The sequence below is a fragment of the Williamsia sp. 1138 genome (assembly GCF_002095435.2).
In the GTDB taxonomy this organism is placed as follows: domain Bacteria; phylum Actinomycetota; class Actinomycetes; order Mycobacteriales; family Mycobacteriaceae; genus Williamsia.
Genome location: NZ_MJEJ02000046.1, coordinates 105,246 through 122,042, shown reverse-complemented (window position 1 = coordinate 122,042; position 16,797 = coordinate 105,246). Strand labels below are relative to the sequence as shown.

Here is a 16,797-nt window from a genome sequence, read left to right as displayed (position 1 = left end):
GCACGCGCTACGGTCGTGTGGTGGATCTGCTGCTGATCTCCGATACACACATACCGAAGCGTGCCCGAGACCTGCCGGAGCAGGTCTGGGATGAGGTCGACCGCGCCGATGTGGTCATCCACGCGGGCGACTGGGTCGATCTGGCGTCGTTCCAGGCCCTCGAGTCGCGGTCGAAACGGCTGATCGCGTGCTGGGGCAACAACGACGGCGACGACCTTCGGGCGCGCATGCCCGAACGTGCCGACGTCGAACTGGGTGGGCTGCGTTTCACCGTCACCCACGAGACCGGAGCGTCGGCGGGACGCGAGAAGCGCATGTCCCTCGCGTATCCCGACACCGACGTCCTCGTCTTCGGGCACAGCCACATTCCCTGGGACACCATCAGTGACACAGGGTTGCGTCTGCTCAATCCGGGATCGCCGACCGATCGTCGCCGACAGCCGCAGTGCACCTACATGACGGCGACCATCGGCGACGATTCAGGGCTCGAGGTCCGGGTACATCGGCTCCCGGCACGTACGTAGAGCCCGGTTCAGAACGGTGGGGCCTTTCAGAACAGGGGCCGGCCGGGCTCGCCGGAGTCGCGTCGAAGCACCCGCAACGATCCCTGCACGCCGACCTCGGTGAACTGCCCGGTCGAGAGCGCCTTCTCATAGATCTCGAACGGCGGACGTCCGCCGTCCGCGGGGTCGGGGAAGACGTCGTGGATCAGCAGCGCGCCGCCGACGCGCACCCACGGGGCCCAGCCGGCGAGGTCGTTCTGAGCTGCTTCACTGCTGTGACCACCGTCGATGAAGATGAAGTCGGCGGGCCTTCCCCACACCTTCGCCGCTGCTGTCGACGTGGCCAGCAGCCCGATGACGGTGTCCTCGAGGCCTGCGTCCCACATGGTCTGCCGGAATCGGGCGGACGTGTCGAGGGTGCCGGTATGTGGGTCGACGAGCGAGGTGTCGTGGTACTCCCAGCCAGGCTGGTGCTCCTCGGAGCCGCGGTGATGGTCGATCGTCACGATGGTTGCGCCAACAGGTTCGGCCGCTGCGCCGAGGAATACGGTGGACTTGCCGCAGTAGGTGCCGATCTCGACGCCGATTCCGACGGCGTCGTCCTTCGACAGATATTGCCCGGCAACCTGATACAGCGCGATGGCCTCGTCGATGGGCATGAAACCGGGGGCGTCGGCGGCAGCTTGGAGGTGCCGCTCGGACGGTTGGTCGGTGCGGGTTTCGGGTACTGATGTCATGCCTGTGATCCTAGTGGCGTGCCGCGTAGGGTTGTGCGTTATGAAGGCGCAGATACTCAACGAAGAAACCGGCCCGAGCGGACTCACCCTCAATGATGTCCCCGACCCCGTACCCAATGACGATCAGGTGCTCGTCGACGTCAAATCCTGCGGGGTGTGCTTTCCCGATCTGCTGATGAGTCAGGGCAAATACCAGCTCAAAGTGCCTGTTCCTTTCACTCCCGGGACCGAGGTCGCGGGCGTGGTCGCACAGGCGCCGGCCGGATCGGGGTTCTCCGTCGGCGATCGCGTCCAGGTGATGTCGATCGTCGGTGGTTTCGCGGAGAAAGTGGTCGCGGCCCCGGACCAGCTCTTGCGGATTCCGCCGGAACTGAGCTTCGACGAGGGTGCTGCGATGGGTATCAACCTGCAGACCGCGATCTTCGCACTGAAGACGCGGGCGAATCTGCAGCCGGGGGAGACCGTGGGCGTGCTGGGTAGTGCTGGCGGCGTCGGAGTCGCAACCATCCAGGTCGCAAAAGCCATGGGCGCGAGGGTCATCGCGATCGTGCACCGGAAGGGCGCCGAAGACCTGCTCCGTTCGGTCGGTGCCGACGAGGTCGTCCAGCTCGAAGACGGCTGGGGCGCAAAGATCAAGGAGCTCACGGGAAGCGGTGTCGATGTGCTCATCGATCCGGTCGGCGGTGAGGTGTTCGACGAGGCGCTGCGCCAGGTCGCACCGGATGGCCGCTTCGTGGTCATCGGCTTCGCAGCCGGCGGCATCCCGACGGTCAAGCTCAACCGCGTCCTCTTCCGCAACATCTCGGTCGTGGGCGCGGCCTGGGGTGAGTACGTCCGAACCCATCCCGCGTTGCCCGCGCAGCTCCACGAAGACCTCACTGCGATGGTGGCCGACGGGATGCGTCCGCCTGTGAACGTCACCTACTCGCTCGATCAGCTTCCCCAGGCGCTCGATGACCTCGCGAACGGCAAGATCCTCGGCAAGGCGGTAGTCAAGATTTCTGAATGAGATGAGGGAGGGCCCATGTGCCGCAACATAACTGAACTGCGCGGTTTAGAACCGCCTGCGACCGACGTCGAGATCGAGGCGGCGGCGCGACAGTACGTACGCAAGGTCAGCGGCGTGCAGAAGCCGTCGGCGGCCAGCGTCGACGCGTTCGAACTCGCGGTACAGCGGGTGACGGCGGCGACCACGGACTTGTTGCAGTCGTTGCCCGCTCGGCGTCAACCGCCGAAGACGGTTCCGCCGCTGCGGCGGCCGGAGGTGCAGGCTCGAATTGCGGCGCGGGCGGCGGCTCAGGCCTGAAAACTGTTGCAAATGCACACGTTTGAGTCAAAACCACACGTTGCAACGTGTGCATTTGACTCGAACGTGTGCATCTGCGGGTCAGGTGATCTGGAACAGCCGGGCCGCGTTGTCGTAGAACACCCCGCGGGCCCAGTCATCGCCCAGGCCGAGCCGCGTCACGGCGTCAAGGGCGCTGGTGTAGGTGTACGGGATGTTGGGAAAGTCGCTGCCCCACAAGATGCGATCGCCGAGGTCGCGTAGCTTCTGGGTCGAGCTGACCGGGAACGGCGCCATCTCCTCGGCGAAGTCGGTGAACGCCATGGTGGTGTCGAGGTGAACCCGGTCGTATGTTGTTGCCAGATCCAGGAACTCATCGTATTCGGGCATGCCCATGTGCGCGATGACGAGCGGAAGCCTCGGGAACTTGCGTAAGAGTGCGGTGATCGGTTGCGGTCCGGTGAACTGTCCGGGAGCCGGACCCGATCCGCAATGGATGACCACGGGTATGGCCGCGTCCGAGATTGCACCCCAGACGCCGTCGAGCAGCGGATCAGTCGGATCGTAGTTGCCGACCTGGATGTGCGACTTGAAGATTCTCACCCCGGATTCGATGGCGGCCTCGACGTAGTGGGGTGCCGAGACCTCCGGATAGAACGTCGCCGTGTGGAGACAGTCCGGCGTGCGCGCTGCGAAGTCGGCGGCCCAGCTGTTGAGCCACGCAGCCATCTCCGGTTTGTGAGGGTAGATCATCGACGTGAACGCGCGTACACCGAACTCGCGCAGGACCTCTACCCGCCGGTCCTCGTCGGCGCGGTAGGTGATCGGCCACTCCCGGCCGACCAGCGGTCCCACCGAATCGAAGTACGCCCAGACCTTGTCCATGACCGGCTTCGGCATGAAGTGGGTGTGCACGTCGATCAGTCCTGGCAGCCCGAGTTGCTGCCAGACGGCACGAACGGCATCGACCTCGGCGGCGGACAGCGCTTCGGGTTCAGACACAGTTCTTCACGTTACCCACCGACGGTGTTCACGCCGAAGACGCCTGTCGGTCGGCAGCGCAGGCATACTGGCGTCGTGTCTGCGTCTGCACCTACGCCGGTCGTCCTCGTCCATGGGATTCGCGTCAGCGGTGCCTCGCTGCACCGCATTGCCGCTGCCATTCCCGGTAGACGCGTGGTGCATCCGGATCTGCCTGGTCACGGTGAGCGCAGGGATGAGACCTTCACCCTTGCCGGCGCCGTCGACACCATCGAAGACTCGATCGACGTGCTCGGCCGACCTGCGGTGGTGGCAGGCATGTCCATGGGTGGCTACGTCTCGATGGCAGTCGCGGGCAGGCGTCCCGAACTTGTCGCAGGCCTGGTCGCCATGTGCGCGACCGCGCAACCCAGCCGGTTCCTCGCCACCCCGTTCCGCGCCTTCGGGGCCGCAACCGCATACCTTCCGGAACAAGCTGCGACCATGAGCCGGTGGCTGACCCGTGCCGCGGTCGGACGGCAGGTGTCCGACGACATGGAGGTCGGCGGCCTTGCCTTGGCGTCGATCAAGGATGTCGTCGCCGAGGTATCTCGGTTCGATGCAGTCGGCGAGCTCGCGCGCTATCCGGGACCGATCGAGTTCATCAACGGTGGATGGGACCAGTTCCGGGTGAATGAACGTCGCTTCGCGGCGGTGTCACCGCGTGCAAACCTCACCGTGATACCTCGCGCCAGTCACCTGTTCCCACTCATTCAGCCGGAACTCACCGGCGCGTCGATTGCTTCGTTCGCAGAGTCGCTCGACGTCAGGACCTCAGCGCGGGGATGACCTTCTCACCGATCAGGTGGACGCTCTCCCAAGACGGCTTCTCTGGCATGCCTGCGCACAGAGGGTGGCTGGTGACGAGCTTGAACTCACGGCTTCGGCAACGGTTGATCAGCTCATCCGGAGTGCACACGACGTAGCCGGTGCCGCTGCGTAACTCGGCGACGGTTGTCGAGCTGTCCCTGACATGGGACGCGTGATCGCCGTGCCAAGCGTCGTAGGCTTTGGCGTCGGCGAGGAGAAACTCGCCGTACTCGCGCCAGAAATGATCGGGATCCTCCGCACAGAACACCGTCGACGGTCCCGGTGGCGGAGTCATCACGAAGCCGGGGTCGCGACCGTGTGCCCGACATTCGTCGTCGTAGAGTTCGCGCAGTTCGGGATCGGCGACCTGCGGCTGAAAGCCGAGGTTCAGACGTGCCGCCCGTAGCGCTGCCGCCCGTGATCCTCCGCCGTAGGACAACATGGGATGCGGCTGCGACAGGGGTGTGGGGGTGACCTGCACCGGGCGTCCATCGAACTCGAACTCGTCACCGGTCCATGCCTGACGCAGAACGTGGATGGCCTGCTCGATGTCTGCGCCCCGCGTCTTCCAGGACACGCCCAATTGCGCGTATTCGTCAGGGAGATAGCCGAGTCCGAGAGTGTACGACACCCGGCCGCCACTGAGGTGGTCGAGCACCGCGATGTCTTCGGCCAGCCGGAGCGGGTGGTGCAGATTGACGACGACGGCGGAGATCGTGAGCATGATCCGCGATGTGACCGCCGCAAACGCCGAGGCAACCATCAGTGGATTCGGAAGATATCCGTCGGGGGAGCCGTGATGCTCGGAGAGCATCACGACGTCCTGACCGTGCGTGTCGAGGTAGGAGACCTGCTCGACCGCGCGAGCGAACAGTTCTGCGCGCGCGGTGGATGAGGCTCCAGGCGCCCGGAAGTCGTACCGGGTCGCGAAGAAGGTCATGAGCTCGCTTGGGTCCCGTTGCCCTGCGCCTGTTTCCGCTGCGCCTTCTCGTACTTGCCGATGACGTCGCCGAACATGAAGTTGAGCCGGGTGCCCTGCGGCCACCCGATGTAATAGCAGAGGAAAAGCGCGATCTCGCGTAATTGGTCACCGTCGAGTTCCCCGTTGCCCAGTGCGGCACCCGCTTGGATCTCTGCGACATCTGTCTGTCCGGTGGCCGCCAACGCGCCCAGGAGTAGCAACCGACGATCCCTGATCGAGAGCCCCTCACGCGTCCACACCTCGCCGAAGAGATGATCGGCGGTGTGCGCGAAGAAGTCTCCCGGCCCGTCTTTCATCTCCCAGCCGTAGACTTTGGACATCATGTCCAAGCCTTTTTGACGCTGCTCAGTGGTGTCTTCCGATGTCATGCGTTGTCCCTTCCTACGCCCAAACCGTCGGCAAACCGTTCCAAGGCGATCTCGCCCAGCGGAAGCTCCACGCCCAGTTCGGTTCCCAATTGCAAGGCCAGTCCGAGATCCTTTTCGCCGAGTCCCCGGACGTGGGTGAAGATGTCGTACCAGAAGTCGTCGGCCGCAATCGGGGCGGTGGTCTCCCGCAGCATGATCGCCCCGGCGCCACCGGTGATCGCGTCGGTGTGGCGAACCACCTTGCCGAGTTTGACGATGTCGATCCCGGCTGCCTCGGCGAGCCGAGAGGCCTCGGTGGTGGCGGTGAACGAGATGAAGTGAAGGAGGTTCCGGGCCAGCTTCATCTTGGTACCGGCCCCGATCGGCCCAGCGTGGATCATCATGTCCGACACCAGTGAGTAGGGTTCTTTCAGTTTCAGATAGGCGTCCCGCTCGCCGCCGACCATGATCGCCAGACGGCCCTGTTTCGCTCCGTCTGCACCCCCGGACACCGGCGCGTCGACCAGGGCCACGCCCTGCGCCGCACACTGCTTTTCCAGATCGACCGCGGTCTGGGGGCTGATCGTCGAATGGATCGCGATCACGGTGCCCGGCTCCGCGGTCTCGAGGATGCCGTTCGGACCGGCAACCACAGCGTTGACCTGTTCGTCGTTGAGGACGGTCACTCCGATGACGCTCGCGGACTTGGCAAGCTCTGCAGCGGAATCAGCGCGCGTCGCGCCCTGCACGTCGACGTCCGGGTTCAGGTCGCAGAAGGTCAATCCGCCGTCCCATCCGGCCAGCTTCTGCGCCATCGGAAGTCCCATGTTGCCGAGCCCGATGAACCCGACCGCAGTCTGATCGCTCATGATCGGATGATCTGTCCGCCGTCGACATTGAAGATCTGACCGGTGATCCAGCCCGCCTCATCGGAGAGCAGGAACAGCAGCATGCCGACCAGGTCGTCGGGGGTTCCCATGCGCGACAACGGCAACTTGGCAACCATGTCCTTGACCATGTTGCCCGGCGTGGTCGACTTGGTGGCCTCGGTGTCGATCGGTCCCGGCGCGATGGCGTTGACGCGAATGCCGGAACCGCCGAGTTCGGTGGCCAACTGCTGGGTCAAACCGTTGACGCCGACTTTCGCGAGACCGTAGAAGCCGCTGTAGAGCCATGCAGCGGTGGACGATTGGTTGACGATGGCACTGCCGGGTTTCATGTGTCCGTAGACCGCGCGGGTCACGTTCAGTGCCCCGTCGAGGTTCACGCTCATGAACTTCTTGTAGTAGTCCCACGGCACGGTGATCAGGAAGTCGAGCTGCATTCCGCCGTAGATCGCGGCGTTGTTCACCAGGTAATCGATCTGGCCGTACGCATCGAGGGTGGCGGTGGCCAGGGCCTGCGCGGACTCCGGGTCGGCGACATCGGTGTTGACGTAGAGACCACCGATATCGGCGGCGACCTGCTTGCCGGCCTCGTCGTTGAGGTCGGCCACCACGACATTGGCGCCCTCCGCAGCCAACTGGCGTGCGTAGACCTCGCCGATGCCACCGGCGGCTCCGGTGACGATGGCGGTCTTGCCTTCGAATCTGTTGTTGCTCACTGTTTCTTGCTCCCTATGCTGGTGTCGCGATGGCTTTGGTTTCCAGGTACTCCTCGAAGCCGGCCACACCCATCTCGCGGCCGATTCCGGATTGCTTGTAGCCGCCGAACGGGATGTCGGCTGAGTACCAGATCCCGCCGTTGATGCTCATGGTCCCGGTGCGTACCCCGTCGACCACTTTCTTGATGCGGTCGGGATCGGTACCCCAGACCGCGCCGGACAATCCGTACGGAGAGTCGTTGGCGATCCGGATCGCGTCGTCGTCGCCGTCGTGCGGGATGATCACCAGGACGGGGCCGAAGATCTCCTCCTGGGCGACCCGGGCCGAGTTCTCGACGCCCGAGATCAGCGTCGGCTCGATGAAGTAGCCCTTGTCCTTGTTCGCCGGGCGCCCGCCACCGACCTCGATGGTGCCGCCTTCGTCGCGGGCGAGCTGGATGTAGCTCTCGACACGGTCACGCTGTACCGCGGAGATGACCGGTCCGCAGATCGTCCCGGAATCGGTGGGATCGCCGGCAGGCAGCCCGGCCATGCTGTCGCGCACGTGTGCGATTGCCTCGGAGTACTTTTCGCGCGGCACCAGGAGGCGGGTGGTGATGGCACATCCCTGGCCCGCGTGGGTGACCACGGAGAATCCGGCCATCGAGCAGGCCGAGGCGAGGTCGGCGTCGTCGAGGACGATGAACGCCGACTTCCCGCCGAGTTCGAGGAACACCCGCTTGAGTGACTCGGCCGCGGCGATCATCACCTTCTTGCCGGTGGCGGTGGAACCGGTGAACGAGACGATGTCGACCCGGGGGTCGGTCGAGAGCAGTGCTCCGACGCTGTGGTCACTCGAGGTGACGATGTTGATGACGCCGGCGGGGATGTCGGTCTCCTCGGCGATGACCTTGCCGACCAGCGCCGCACACCAGGGGGTGTCGGGGGCGGGCTTGAGCACGACGGTGCAGCCGGCGGCCAACGCGGGCCCGATCTTGGCGAAGTTGATCTGGTGGGGAAAGTTCCAGGGTGTGATGGCGCCGACGACGCCGGCGGCCTCGCGCTGCACTACGCGGTCGTTCTTGATGCCCATCGGCTTGGCGCGACCGAGATCGGAACTCCACTGGTAGTTCTCGGCCAGGTCGGCGAAGTAGCCCAGGTCCGCGATGGGTCCCTCGAGCTGCGGGCCCGAGGTGAGGAAGTGTGGTGCCCCGACCTCGGCGATGGTGATCTCACGTAGTTCGTCGACGTGGCCCTGTAGTGCATCGCGTAGTTGGCGGAGGCACTTCGCGCGGAACGCCGGATCACGTGACCAGGTGGTGGTGTCGAAGGCGGTACGTGCTGCCGCTATGGCCGCGTCCATGTCGGCGGCGGTGCCGTCGGCGGCTTGCCCGATCACCTCCTCGGTGGCCGGGTTGATGATGTCGAAGGTGCCGCCGGATCCCGGTACCAATTTTCCGTCTATCAACAGCTCGGAGCTGCTTTCTGGCCTCAGCGTCATCGCCGATCGCCTCCTTCTGGACACGTGTCTGGACTCGCGTTTGAACCTAGTGTAATGTCACTGTCCATGTCCAGTCCGGTTTCTTTCGAATCCACTCGCCGTCGGCTCACCACCGCGCAGGCAGACACGGTGAACAAGCTCACCGAGGCTGCGGTCGAGGTGCTGCGCGAAGTCGGGTACGACGCGCTGACGGTGCGGTCGGTTGCCAAGCGTGCAGGCGTCGCTCCCGCGACCGCCTACACCTACTTCAGTTCCAAGGGGCACGTGGTCGCCGAACTGTTCTGGCGCCGACTGGCAGAGGAGATCGTCGAGCCCGATCCGTCGTTGCCCAGGGCAGAGCGGGTGGCTGTTGTTCTCCGTTCGGTGTCACTAGCGGTGGAGGATGACAACCAGTTGGCGCGGGCGGTCACGGCATCGCTTCTCGGATCTGACCCCGACGTCGAGCACCTGCGGGTACGGATCGGCGTGCTGATCCGGCAGCGGCTGTCGTCGGCGCTGGTTGCGGACACCGGCGCGCCTGCCGACGAAAGCCTGCTCGAAGCACTCGAAATGCTGTACTCCGGAGCGCTTGTCCGCGCCGGTATGGGCTACGAAACGTATTCCGCCATCGCCGATCGGCTCGTCGCCGCGGCCAACCTACTGCTGGAGAACCGATGACCGCAGGTATGCAGACCCCGAACCTTCGCGACCCGTTGCCGTTCGACCCGTACGACTACAACTTCCACGAAGATCCGTACCCGACCTATGCCCGGCTCCGGGCCGAGGCGCCGGTCTATCACAACGCAGACATGGACTTCTGGGCCTTTGCCAAGCACGAAGACGTGCGCAACGGGTTCCGCGACGCGACCCGGCTGTCGAACAGCTGGGGTGTGTCGATGGATCCCGCGGCATACGGACCCGACGCCCACAAATCGATGTCCTTTCTGGCCCTCGACGATCCGAAGCACATGCGGATTCGCAAACTGGTGTCGAAGGGGTTCACGCCCAAGCGGATCGGTGAACTCGCCGAACGGATCGCCGAGCTCACCCACCAGCACTGGGATCGCTGCCTGGAGATGGGCGAGTTCGACTACGTGACCGAGTTCGCCGGCCTGCTGCCGATGGATGTCGTGTCCGAGCTGCTCGACGTGCCGGTGTCCGACCGAGCCCACCTGCGCACCAAGTCCGATCTGCTGATCCACCGCGAGGAGGGAGTCTTCGACGTCCCGGAAGCGGCCGTCTACGCCTACTTCGAGTTGACCCGCTACTACAGCGAACTACTCGTCGACCGGCGCAAGAACCCCGGCACCGATCTGGTGTCGGCGCTCCTCGCCGCCGAGATCCTCGACGACGAGACCGGTGAGAAGACCAGGCTCACCGAAGACGAGATCATCGGCTTCATGATCCTGATGATCGTGGCGGGCAACGAGACCACCACCAAACTGCTTGCGAACGCGGTGTATTGGGGTTGGCGTTACCCAGATCAGCTCGCGATCCCGATGGCCGATCCCGAAGCCGTGCCGGCGTGGACCGAAGAGACATTGCGGTACGACAACTCGACGCAGATCGTGGTCCGCAGGGTGATGGAGGACGTCGAGTACGGCGGCTACACCATCCCGGCGGGCCAACGCGTCCTGCTGCTGCTGGGTTCGGCCAATCGTGACGACGACGTTTTCGAGAACGCCGACCGCTACGAGATCGGCCGGGACAGCGCCCAGACTCTCACCAGCTTCGGTCTGGGGACGCACTTCTGCCTCGGTGCGCACCTGGCCCGGCTCGAGTCGAACGTGGCGCTCGGCCAGATCGTCAAGTCGATAAACCAGGTGGACATCGACATCGACAACGCCGAGCGCGTGCACTCGGTCAACGTCCGGGGATTTGCATCTCTGCCGATGAAAGTGAAGGCACGCTGATGCCGCGTTTCGAACCGCAACCCGCCCGTCGTCCCGTGCTCGTCGCCGGTGCCTCGTCCGGTATCGGTGCGGCCACCGCCGTCATGCTCGGTGCTGCCGGACACCCGGTTGCGCTGGGCGCCAGACGAGTTCACAAATCGCAGGAGTTCGTCGACCAGATCAACGAGGCGGGCGGTGAGGCGGTCGCACTACCCCTGGACATCACCGACGCCGATTCGATCGATGAGTTCGTCACCAAGGCGCAAGCGCAACTGGGACCGGCCGAGATCGTGGTGTCCGGTGCGGGCGACCTCGACCCGGGGCGCGCTCACGAGATCAGCAACGAGGATTTCGCTGCGCAGGTAAACATCCATCTGCTCGGCGCGCAGCGGCTCTATCGCCGGGTGGTTCCTGAGATGATCACCAGGCGGCGTGGTGATTTCGTCTTCATCAGCTCTGACGTCGTGATGCGTCCCCGCCCGCAGATGGGCGCCTACGTGGCCGCCAAGCGTGGAGTCGAAGGGCTCGCCGAAGCCGCCCAGATGGAACTCGAAGGCACCGGCGTCCGGGCGAGTCTGGTCCGCCCGGGGCAGGTCATGACCGGAATGGGCATGAACTTCACCCCGGAGGTCGCCGAGTCGGTCCTCAATGACTGGATCCCGTTCGGACTCGCGCGCCACAGCAACTTTCTCAAGCCAGAACATCTCGCCACAGCAATCTTGACGATCGTTTCCATGCCTCGAGGAGCGCACATGCGCTTGGTCGAGGTCGAGGCCGAAGCCCCGGTCCCACGCATCGAAGGAGACAAGAAGTGACCCTCACGAAACCCAAGCGCGTATCCGGTGGCGAAGGCGAACACGGCCACCTCGAAGAACTCTCGACCGACCCGATCGGACTGTTCTGGCGTGTTCGCGAGGAGTGCGGCGACGTCGGTGTCTTCCAGCTCGCGGATCGCGAAGTCGCGCTCGTGTCGGGAGCCGCGGCGAACGAGGCGTTCTTCCGCGCCTCGGAAGAAGATCTCGATCAGGCGGCCGCGTACCCGTTCATGACCCCGATCTTCGGTGAGGGGGTGGTGTTCGATGCCAGCCCCGAGCGCAGGTCGGAGATGCTGCACAACCAGGCGCTCAAGGGCGCGCACATGAAGCAGCACGCGATCACGATCCCGCAAGAGACCGAGCGGATCATCGCCGAGTGGGGCGACGAGGGCGAGATCGATCTCCTCGAGTTCTTCGCGGAGCTGACGATCTACACCTCGTCGGCATGCCTGGTGGGCAAAAAGTTTCGTGAACAACTGGATGGCCGTTTCGCGCACCTGTACCACGATCTGGAAAAGGGCACTGATCCGATCGCGTATGTCGACGCCTACGCCGACATCGAGAGCTTCCGCAAGCGTGACGCGGCCCGAAAAGGGCTGGTGGAGTTGGTCCAGGAGATCATGGACACCCGTATCGCGGGAGAGCCGGCCACCGATGAGGACAAAGATCTTCTCGATGTGCTGATCTCGATCCGCGACGACGAGGGCAACCTGCGGTTCACCGCTGACACCATCACCGGCATGTTCATCTCGATGATGTTCGCCGGTCACCACACGACGTCCGGTACCGCCGCGTGGACGCTGATCGAACTGCTGCGCCACCCGGAGTACATGGCTCAGGTGACCTCCGAACTCGACGAGATCTACGCCGATGGTGCCGAATACAGCTTTGGTGCAATGCGGCAGATCCCGAAACTCGAGTCGGCCCTCAAAGAGGCACTGCGGCTCCACCCGCCCCTGATCGTGTTGATGCGCGTGGTGCAGAACGATTTCGAGGTCGAGGACTTCCACCTCGAACCCGGTCAGTCGATCGCGGTCTCACCGGCGATCTCGAACCGGTTGCCCGAGGACTTCCCGAACCCGGATGCGTTCGATCCGGACCGGTATCTGGAGCCACGCCAGGAAGACCTGGTGAACCGCTGGACGTGGATCCCGTTCGGTGCCGGCCGGCACCGCTGCGTGGGCGCGCAGTTCGCGATCATGCAGCTCAAAGCCATCTTCTCGGTACTCTTGCAGAACTATGAGTTCGAGATGGCCCAGCCGTCGGAGTCGTACAAGAACGACCACTCGAAGATGGTCGTGCAACTGGCGCAGCCGTGCAAGGTCAAGTACCGCAAGCGCTCCAGGTAGTGCCACGAGCTCTGGAGGTGGTTCCGATGAGAATCGAAGTGGATCTGGATCTGTGTCAGGGGCACGGAATGTGCGAGATGGAAGCCCCCGACCTGTTCGAAGCAGAACGTGACTCTGTGAATCTCCTTGATTCACAACCAGATAGCAGTCATTTGGCGGACGTGGAACGCGCAGTGCGCTACTGTCCGACGCAAGCCCTCAGAATCGTTGAAGAATGAAAGTTGGTTACTGTCATGTCTTTTGATCGTTCCGAACTCGACGAGATGGTCGAGCGCTGGTTGCAGGGAAACATCGACTGCGAGAAGACCGGCGATTGGCGGCCGCTGGCCGACTTCTACACCGAAGACGCCACCTACGGCTGGAATTACGGCGCCAAGCACGACTTCATGGCGATCGGACGCGAACAGATCCGGGACTACGCGATCGGATACGAGATGGACGGCCTCGACGGCTGGACCTACCCGTACCAGTCCTGGGTGATCGACGAGAAGACCGGCGACATGCTGGGGTTGTGGAAGCAGATCTTCGAGGCCACGCGGCCGGACGGGAGCCACTACGGACTCGAGGGCATCCAGGGCAGCTGGTTCAAGTACGCAGGCGATTTCAAATGGGGCTGGCAGCGAGACTTCTTCGACTACGGCAACGTCACCGCCCTGTTCATGGAGATGATGACCGACGGCGTGATGAGCAAGGGAATGCAGGGGCGCATCGATCGCGTGCTCAATGCCGAAGAGTTGCTGCCGGGTTGGTACCCCCTCGGCAAAACGCCGGTTCCGATGTGGTGATCTGACCCATGTCGTACGCAGCCCTCGACCGCACGACCCTGGCGAAGCTGGTCCCCGAACTCCTGTTGTCGGGCCAGTTGATCGACCGGTCCGGAATGGCCCACTGCATCGCAGCATTCGGACGCGAGACCATGGCCCAGATCGCCATCGAAGAATGGATGGCGGCCAGCCCCGTCTACACCAAGCGGATGCGCGCCGCGTTGCAGATCGACGGTGACGGAGTGGCAGACATGTTCAAGTGTCTCCAGCTCGACATCGGCGCTCCGCCGCAATTCATGGACTTCCGCTACACCATCTACGACGAGTACCACGGTGAGTTCGTTCTCAATCACTGTGGCGCACTGATGGATGTCGAGCCGATGGGTGACGATTACGTCACCTCGATGTGCCACGACATCGAAGATCCGACGTTCGACGCCACCGCCATCGCCACGAATCGGCGTGCCCGGATCCGGCCTATCCATCGGCCGCCGCGCAGGCCCGAGGGGCAGCACCCGCACTGCGCATGGACGGTGACGATCGAACCCGACCGGGATGAGCTTCCGCTGCCTCCGGAGTCGATCATCATGTCGGGCACCCGGGCCGCCCAAGCCGAATTGTCGACGATCGAGCCCGGGGGCGACGGCCACGATGACTACCTCGGTCCGGTCTGGGAGGACCTGAAGTTCGAGGATTGGTCACATTCCGCACTCGTGCGGATCGCGGAAGAGGTGGCGCTGCAGCACCAGTTGCTGGCTCTCGGTTTTCTGATGTCAGTACGCGGGAAGACCGATGAGGACGGGGCCATCGAGATCTTCCGGAAGCAACTCACAGGGATCAGCGGACTGACTGCAGATCGCCTGCGGCAGAGTCTCGGTCTCGACCGCGGAGCCGAGGACCTGGCAACCGTGCTGCGACTTCACCCCATTCTGGGGCCTGTCCAGTACACCGGTGTCCAGGTCGAGACGGCAGGATCGGGAGACGAGGCCATCGTCAGGGTGCGATTGCCCCGATCATCCGACGCCGTTGCGGATGACGGATGGTTGGCGCACCTCGATCCCGACCACCTCGAGCCGGTGTTGGCGATGGCCACCGCAGTCGAACTGAGTTGGTCCGCAGTGTCCGGATACGCGGACGGCGACGACCTGGTGATCGAGATATCTCATGGCACCCCGCTCGAGAAGGAACTCGGGGAGGTTGCGATCGCGCGCTTCAGCGGCGGCGCAACGTTCGAGTTCGAGGACCGTGGCCGCGGTATCCCGCTGTCGATCACTCCGGTGACGGCAGGTACCTGAGCGGCCGTGAGCACACAACATCTGCTCGGCAAACGTGCGGTCGTTGCGGGGTCGAGTAGAGGCATCGGACTCGCCGTGGCGAAAGCGCTTGCCGCCGAGGGTGCGTCGGTGATCGTCAACGGACGTGACGATTCGACGACCAAGGCCGCCGCGCACGAGTTGGTGAGCGGTGGCGGCCGGTCCATACCGGTGGTGGGGAACGTCGCCGACGAGGAGGTGGCACATCAGTTGGTCGAGGCGTCGGTGAGCGAGTTCGGTGGCATCGACATCGTCATCAATTGCGCAGGGGTCGCTGAGCCCGCCGGTTCGTCGATCCTGACGATGAGCACCTACGAGTTCTTCGCCCAGCTCGATGCCCATCTCGTGAGCACCTTCGAACTGACGAAGGCCGCGGCCCCGATTCTGGTCCGGCAGGGATCGGGTGCGATCGTCACCACCGGTTCAGCCGCATCGGCAGGCAATTTCGGCGGCACCGGTTACCCGGCAGGAAAAGGCGGGGTGAACAGCCTGTCGGTTGCGCTCGCCGCGGACCTTGCACCACACGGCGTACGGGTGAACGTCGTGTGCCCGGGCGGCAAGACACGCTTGTCCACGGGACCCGAGTACGAGGCGCACATCAACGAACTGTTCGAGCGTGGGCTCCTCGATGCCGGTACGCGAGACGCTGCGCTCGATCCGGCGCCTCCCGAGTACGTCGCGCCGCTCTATGTCTACCTCGCGAGTGACCTCGCGTCGGGAATCACCGGCCAGATCTACAGTGCTGCCGGTGGATTCATCGGTCGATACCCCGCCTTCGAACCCTCGTTCGTGGCGTACCGGGGCCACGACGACGAACCGCCCTACACTCTCGCGGAGCTGCAGAAGCTGGTCACCGACTAACCCGGGTCGGCCACGTGGTAGGTGTTCAGACATGACTGCAGCACCTGATCCTCTGGCCGCCCTCGCGATCTCCGCATCTCCCGGTGAGCCGTATGGCACCGTGCTGCGACAGCATGTCGGCGCGGGGCTTGTAGACCACCGCGGCGAGGTAGGGCTTTCTGCGATTGCGACTCTCGCAGAGATGGTGGGCGGATCGAGCTTCTATCACTCGCAACCACCCGGCACTGCAACCGTGCAATCGCGGCTGTCGCTTGCCGTCCCGGTCCCGGTGACCCTCGGCGCCTTGGTGACCGGGCGAGGTCGGGTGGTCGGGTCCGTCGAAGGGCACGGGACGACCTATGCCGAGCTCGTCGACGAGACCACCGGAGCCGTGGTGTGTTCGGCCACCGGACGCGCCGTTGTCGTCAGCAGGGCGATCGGGGAGATACCCCGACGCGACGCGGTGGCTACAGAATCCGAGATGCACGGCGCGAGCTCGCCCGTCACGTTGGATCCAGCCCTGACCGGACGCGAGATCCTTTGCGGCCTGGCCGACGGAACCATTGCCCCGGGGCCGATCCAGAACGTCTTCGGGATGGCAGTCACCGCGGTGGGGGAGTCGGATGTCGTCGTGACCGCGACACCGAGCATGGCGATGGCCAATCAGATGGGAACGATGCACGGCGGGGTCGTCATCGCGCTCATGGCCGAGGTGTGTTCCCTCGGTGTCGAACTATCGGCGACGGCCGGCGCCCGCTACCGGATCAGCGACATCACCGTCGGCTTCCTCCGGTCCCCGGCCCTCGACGCCGGAGACCTGACGATCACCGTCGAACAGGTGAAAACCGGCCGACGGATCAGTTCGGTCATCGCCACGATGACCGACTCAGACGGGAAACTTCTCACCCAAGCTGCAGCCGACGGTGTTGAATTTGCTCGCTCGCTCGCTGGGTCGTCGCGGCCCTGATCGCGTCGTCTTCCTTCCTCCTCGCATCGCTGCGCTCGCTCCTCCTCAGTCCAGAACGTGCGGGGCCGCGAGACCGTTGGGGTTCCGTCGATCGTGCCGAAACTCGAGCCG

Annotated in this window: 20 protein-coding genes; 13 read left to right on the top strand and 7 right to left on the bottom strand. The window is 64.3% G+C overall.

Annotation, left to right across the window (positions count from 1 at the left end):
* The first annotated feature begins 20 nt into the window (after positions 1–20).
* Entirely contained in the window at positions 21–524 is a 504-nt protein-coding gene (locus tag BH683_RS16790) for a metallophosphoesterase (RefSeq protein ID WP_084837505.1), read from the top strand.
* Positions 525–550: 26 nt separating this feature from the next.
* Here BH683_RS16790 and BH683_RS16785 read toward each other — a convergent pair whose 3' ends face one another.
* Positions 551–1,240, bottom strand: a complete 690-nt coding sequence (locus tag BH683_RS16785) for a class I SAM-dependent methyltransferase (protein ID WP_084837416.1) — start codon at positions 1,238–1,240, stop codon at positions 551–553.
* Between the two features lie 40 nt (positions 1,241–1,280).
* Between BH683_RS16785 and BH683_RS16780 the strand changes: the two genes are divergently transcribed.
* Both BH683_RS16780 and BH683_RS16775 read left to right on the top strand, forming a co-directional pair.
* Positions 1,281–2,249 carry an NADPH:quinone oxidoreductase family protein gene (locus BH683_RS16780; RefSeq protein ID WP_084837415.1) on the top strand — a complete coding sequence of 323 codons (969 nt, stop codon included), beginning with the start codon at positions 1,281–1,283 and terminating at the stop codon, positions 2,247–2,249.
* Positions 2,250–2,264: 15 nt separating this feature from the next.
* On the top strand, positions 2,265–2,546 hold the full coding sequence (locus BH683_RS16775; protein ID WP_084837414.1) for a DUF2277 domain-containing protein: 282 nt from the start codon (positions 2,265–2,267) through the stop codon (positions 2,544–2,546).
* 81 nt (positions 2,547–2,627) lie between these two features.
* Here BH683_RS16775 and BH683_RS16770 read toward each other — a convergent pair whose 3' ends face one another.
* Positions 2,628–3,527 (bottom strand): amidohydrolase family protein, encoded by a 900-nt coding sequence (locus tag BH683_RS16770; protein WP_094647538.1) that lies wholly within the window; start codon positions 3,525–3,527, stop codon positions 2,628–2,630.
* A 75-nt stretch (positions 3,528–3,602) separates the two neighbouring features.
* On the opposite strand from BH683_RS16770, the gene BH683_RS16765 reads away from it, so the two are divergent.
* Positions 3,603–4,334 carry an alpha/beta hydrolase gene (locus BH683_RS16765; RefSeq protein WP_084837413.1) on the top strand — a complete coding sequence of 244 codons (732 nt, stop codon included), beginning with the start codon at positions 3,603–3,605 and terminating at the stop codon, positions 4,332–4,334.
* Here the strand turns inward: BH683_RS16765 and BH683_RS16760 are convergent.
* The 5 genes from BH683_RS16760 to BH683_RS16740 are packed head-to-tail and all read right to left on the bottom strand — an operon-like array spanning position 4,312 to position 8,767.
* Positions 4,312–5,295: an LLM class flavin-dependent oxidoreductase gene (locus BH683_RS16760; protein ID WP_084837412.1), complete on the bottom strand. Its 984-nt coding sequence runs from the start codon at positions 5,293–5,295 to the stop codon at positions 4,312–4,314. The two genes, BH683_RS16765 and BH683_RS16760, sit on opposite strands and share 23 nt — an antisense overlap.
* On the bottom strand, positions 5,292–5,705 hold the full coding sequence (locus BH683_RS16755; RefSeq protein ID WP_084837411.1) for a carboxymuconolactone decarboxylase family protein: 414 nt from the start codon (positions 5,703–5,705) through the stop codon (positions 5,292–5,294). Before BH683_RS16755 ends, BH683_RS16760 begins: the two co-directional genes overlap by 4 nt.
* Positions 5,702–6,553: an NAD(P)-dependent oxidoreductase gene (locus BH683_RS16750; protein ID WP_084837410.1), complete on the bottom strand. Its 852-nt coding sequence runs from the start codon at positions 6,551–6,553 to the stop codon at positions 5,702–5,704. Before BH683_RS16750 ends, BH683_RS16755 begins: the two co-directional genes overlap by 4 nt.
* Complete coding sequence (locus BH683_RS16745) at positions 6,550–7,287, bottom strand: SDR family oxidoreductase (RefSeq protein ID WP_084837409.1); 738 nt, start codon at positions 7,285–7,287, stop codon at positions 6,550–6,552. Before BH683_RS16745 ends, BH683_RS16750 begins: the two co-directional genes overlap by 4 nt.
* A 13-nt stretch (positions 7,288–7,300) precedes the next feature.
* Entirely contained in the window at positions 7,301–8,767 is a 1,467-nt protein-coding gene (locus BH683_RS16740; RefSeq protein ID WP_084837408.1) for an aldehyde dehydrogenase, read from the bottom strand.
* 66 nt (positions 8,768–8,833) lie between these two features.
* Between BH683_RS16740 and BH683_RS16735 the strand changes: the two genes are divergently transcribed.
* From BH683_RS16735 to BH683_RS16695, 9 genes are read left to right on the top strand one after another with little or no spacing between them, the layout of a single operon-like run.
* Positions 8,834–9,424, top strand: coding sequence for a TetR/AcrR family transcriptional regulator (locus BH683_RS16735; protein ID WP_084837503.1), 591 nt, complete (start codon positions 8,834–8,836; stop codon positions 9,422–9,424).
* Positions 9,421–10,659, top strand: a complete 1,239-nt coding sequence (locus tag BH683_RS16730; RefSeq protein WP_084837407.1) for a cytochrome P450 — start codon at positions 9,421–9,423, stop codon at positions 10,657–10,659. The genes BH683_RS16735 and BH683_RS16730 overlap by 4 nt, the downstream gene beginning before the upstream one ends.
* Positions 10,659–11,453 (top strand): SDR family oxidoreductase, encoded by a 795-nt coding sequence (locus BH683_RS16725; RefSeq protein ID WP_084837406.1) that lies wholly within the window; start codon positions 10,659–10,661, stop codon positions 11,451–11,453. The genes BH683_RS16730 and BH683_RS16725 overlap by 1 nt, the downstream gene beginning before the upstream one ends.
* On the top strand, positions 11,450–12,802 hold the full coding sequence (locus BH683_RS16720) for a cytochrome P450 (RefSeq protein WP_084837405.1): 1,353 nt from the start codon (positions 11,450–11,452) through the stop codon (positions 12,800–12,802). The genes BH683_RS16725 and BH683_RS16720 overlap by 4 nt, the downstream gene beginning before the upstream one ends.
* A 26-nt stretch (positions 12,803–12,828) precedes the next feature.
* Positions 12,829–13,020 carry a ferredoxin gene (locus tag BH683_RS16715; protein ID WP_084837404.1) on the top strand — a complete coding sequence of 64 codons (192 nt, stop codon included), beginning with the start codon at positions 12,829–12,831 and terminating at the stop codon, positions 13,018–13,020.
* A gap of 15 nt (positions 13,021–13,035) precedes the next feature.
* Positions 13,036–13,587, top strand: a complete 552-nt coding sequence (locus BH683_RS16710; protein WP_084837403.1) for a hypothetical protein — start codon at positions 13,036–13,038, stop codon at positions 13,585–13,587.
* 8 nt (positions 13,588–13,595) lie between these two features.
* Positions 13,596–14,861 (top strand): hypothetical protein, encoded by a 1,266-nt coding sequence (locus BH683_RS16705; protein ID WP_084837402.1) that lies wholly within the window; start codon positions 13,596–13,598, stop codon positions 14,859–14,861.
* A 6-nt stretch (positions 14,862–14,867) separates the two neighbouring features.
* On the top strand, positions 14,868–15,740 hold the full coding sequence (locus tag BH683_RS16700) for an SDR family NAD(P)-dependent oxidoreductase (protein WP_084837401.1): 873 nt from the start codon (positions 14,868–14,870) through the stop codon (positions 15,738–15,740).
* 31 nt (positions 15,741–15,771) lie between these two features.
* Entirely contained in the window at positions 15,772–16,686 is a 915-nt protein-coding gene (locus BH683_RS16695; RefSeq protein WP_084837400.1) for a PaaI family thioesterase, read from the top strand.
* Positions 16,687–16,797 lie beyond the last annotated feature (111 nt).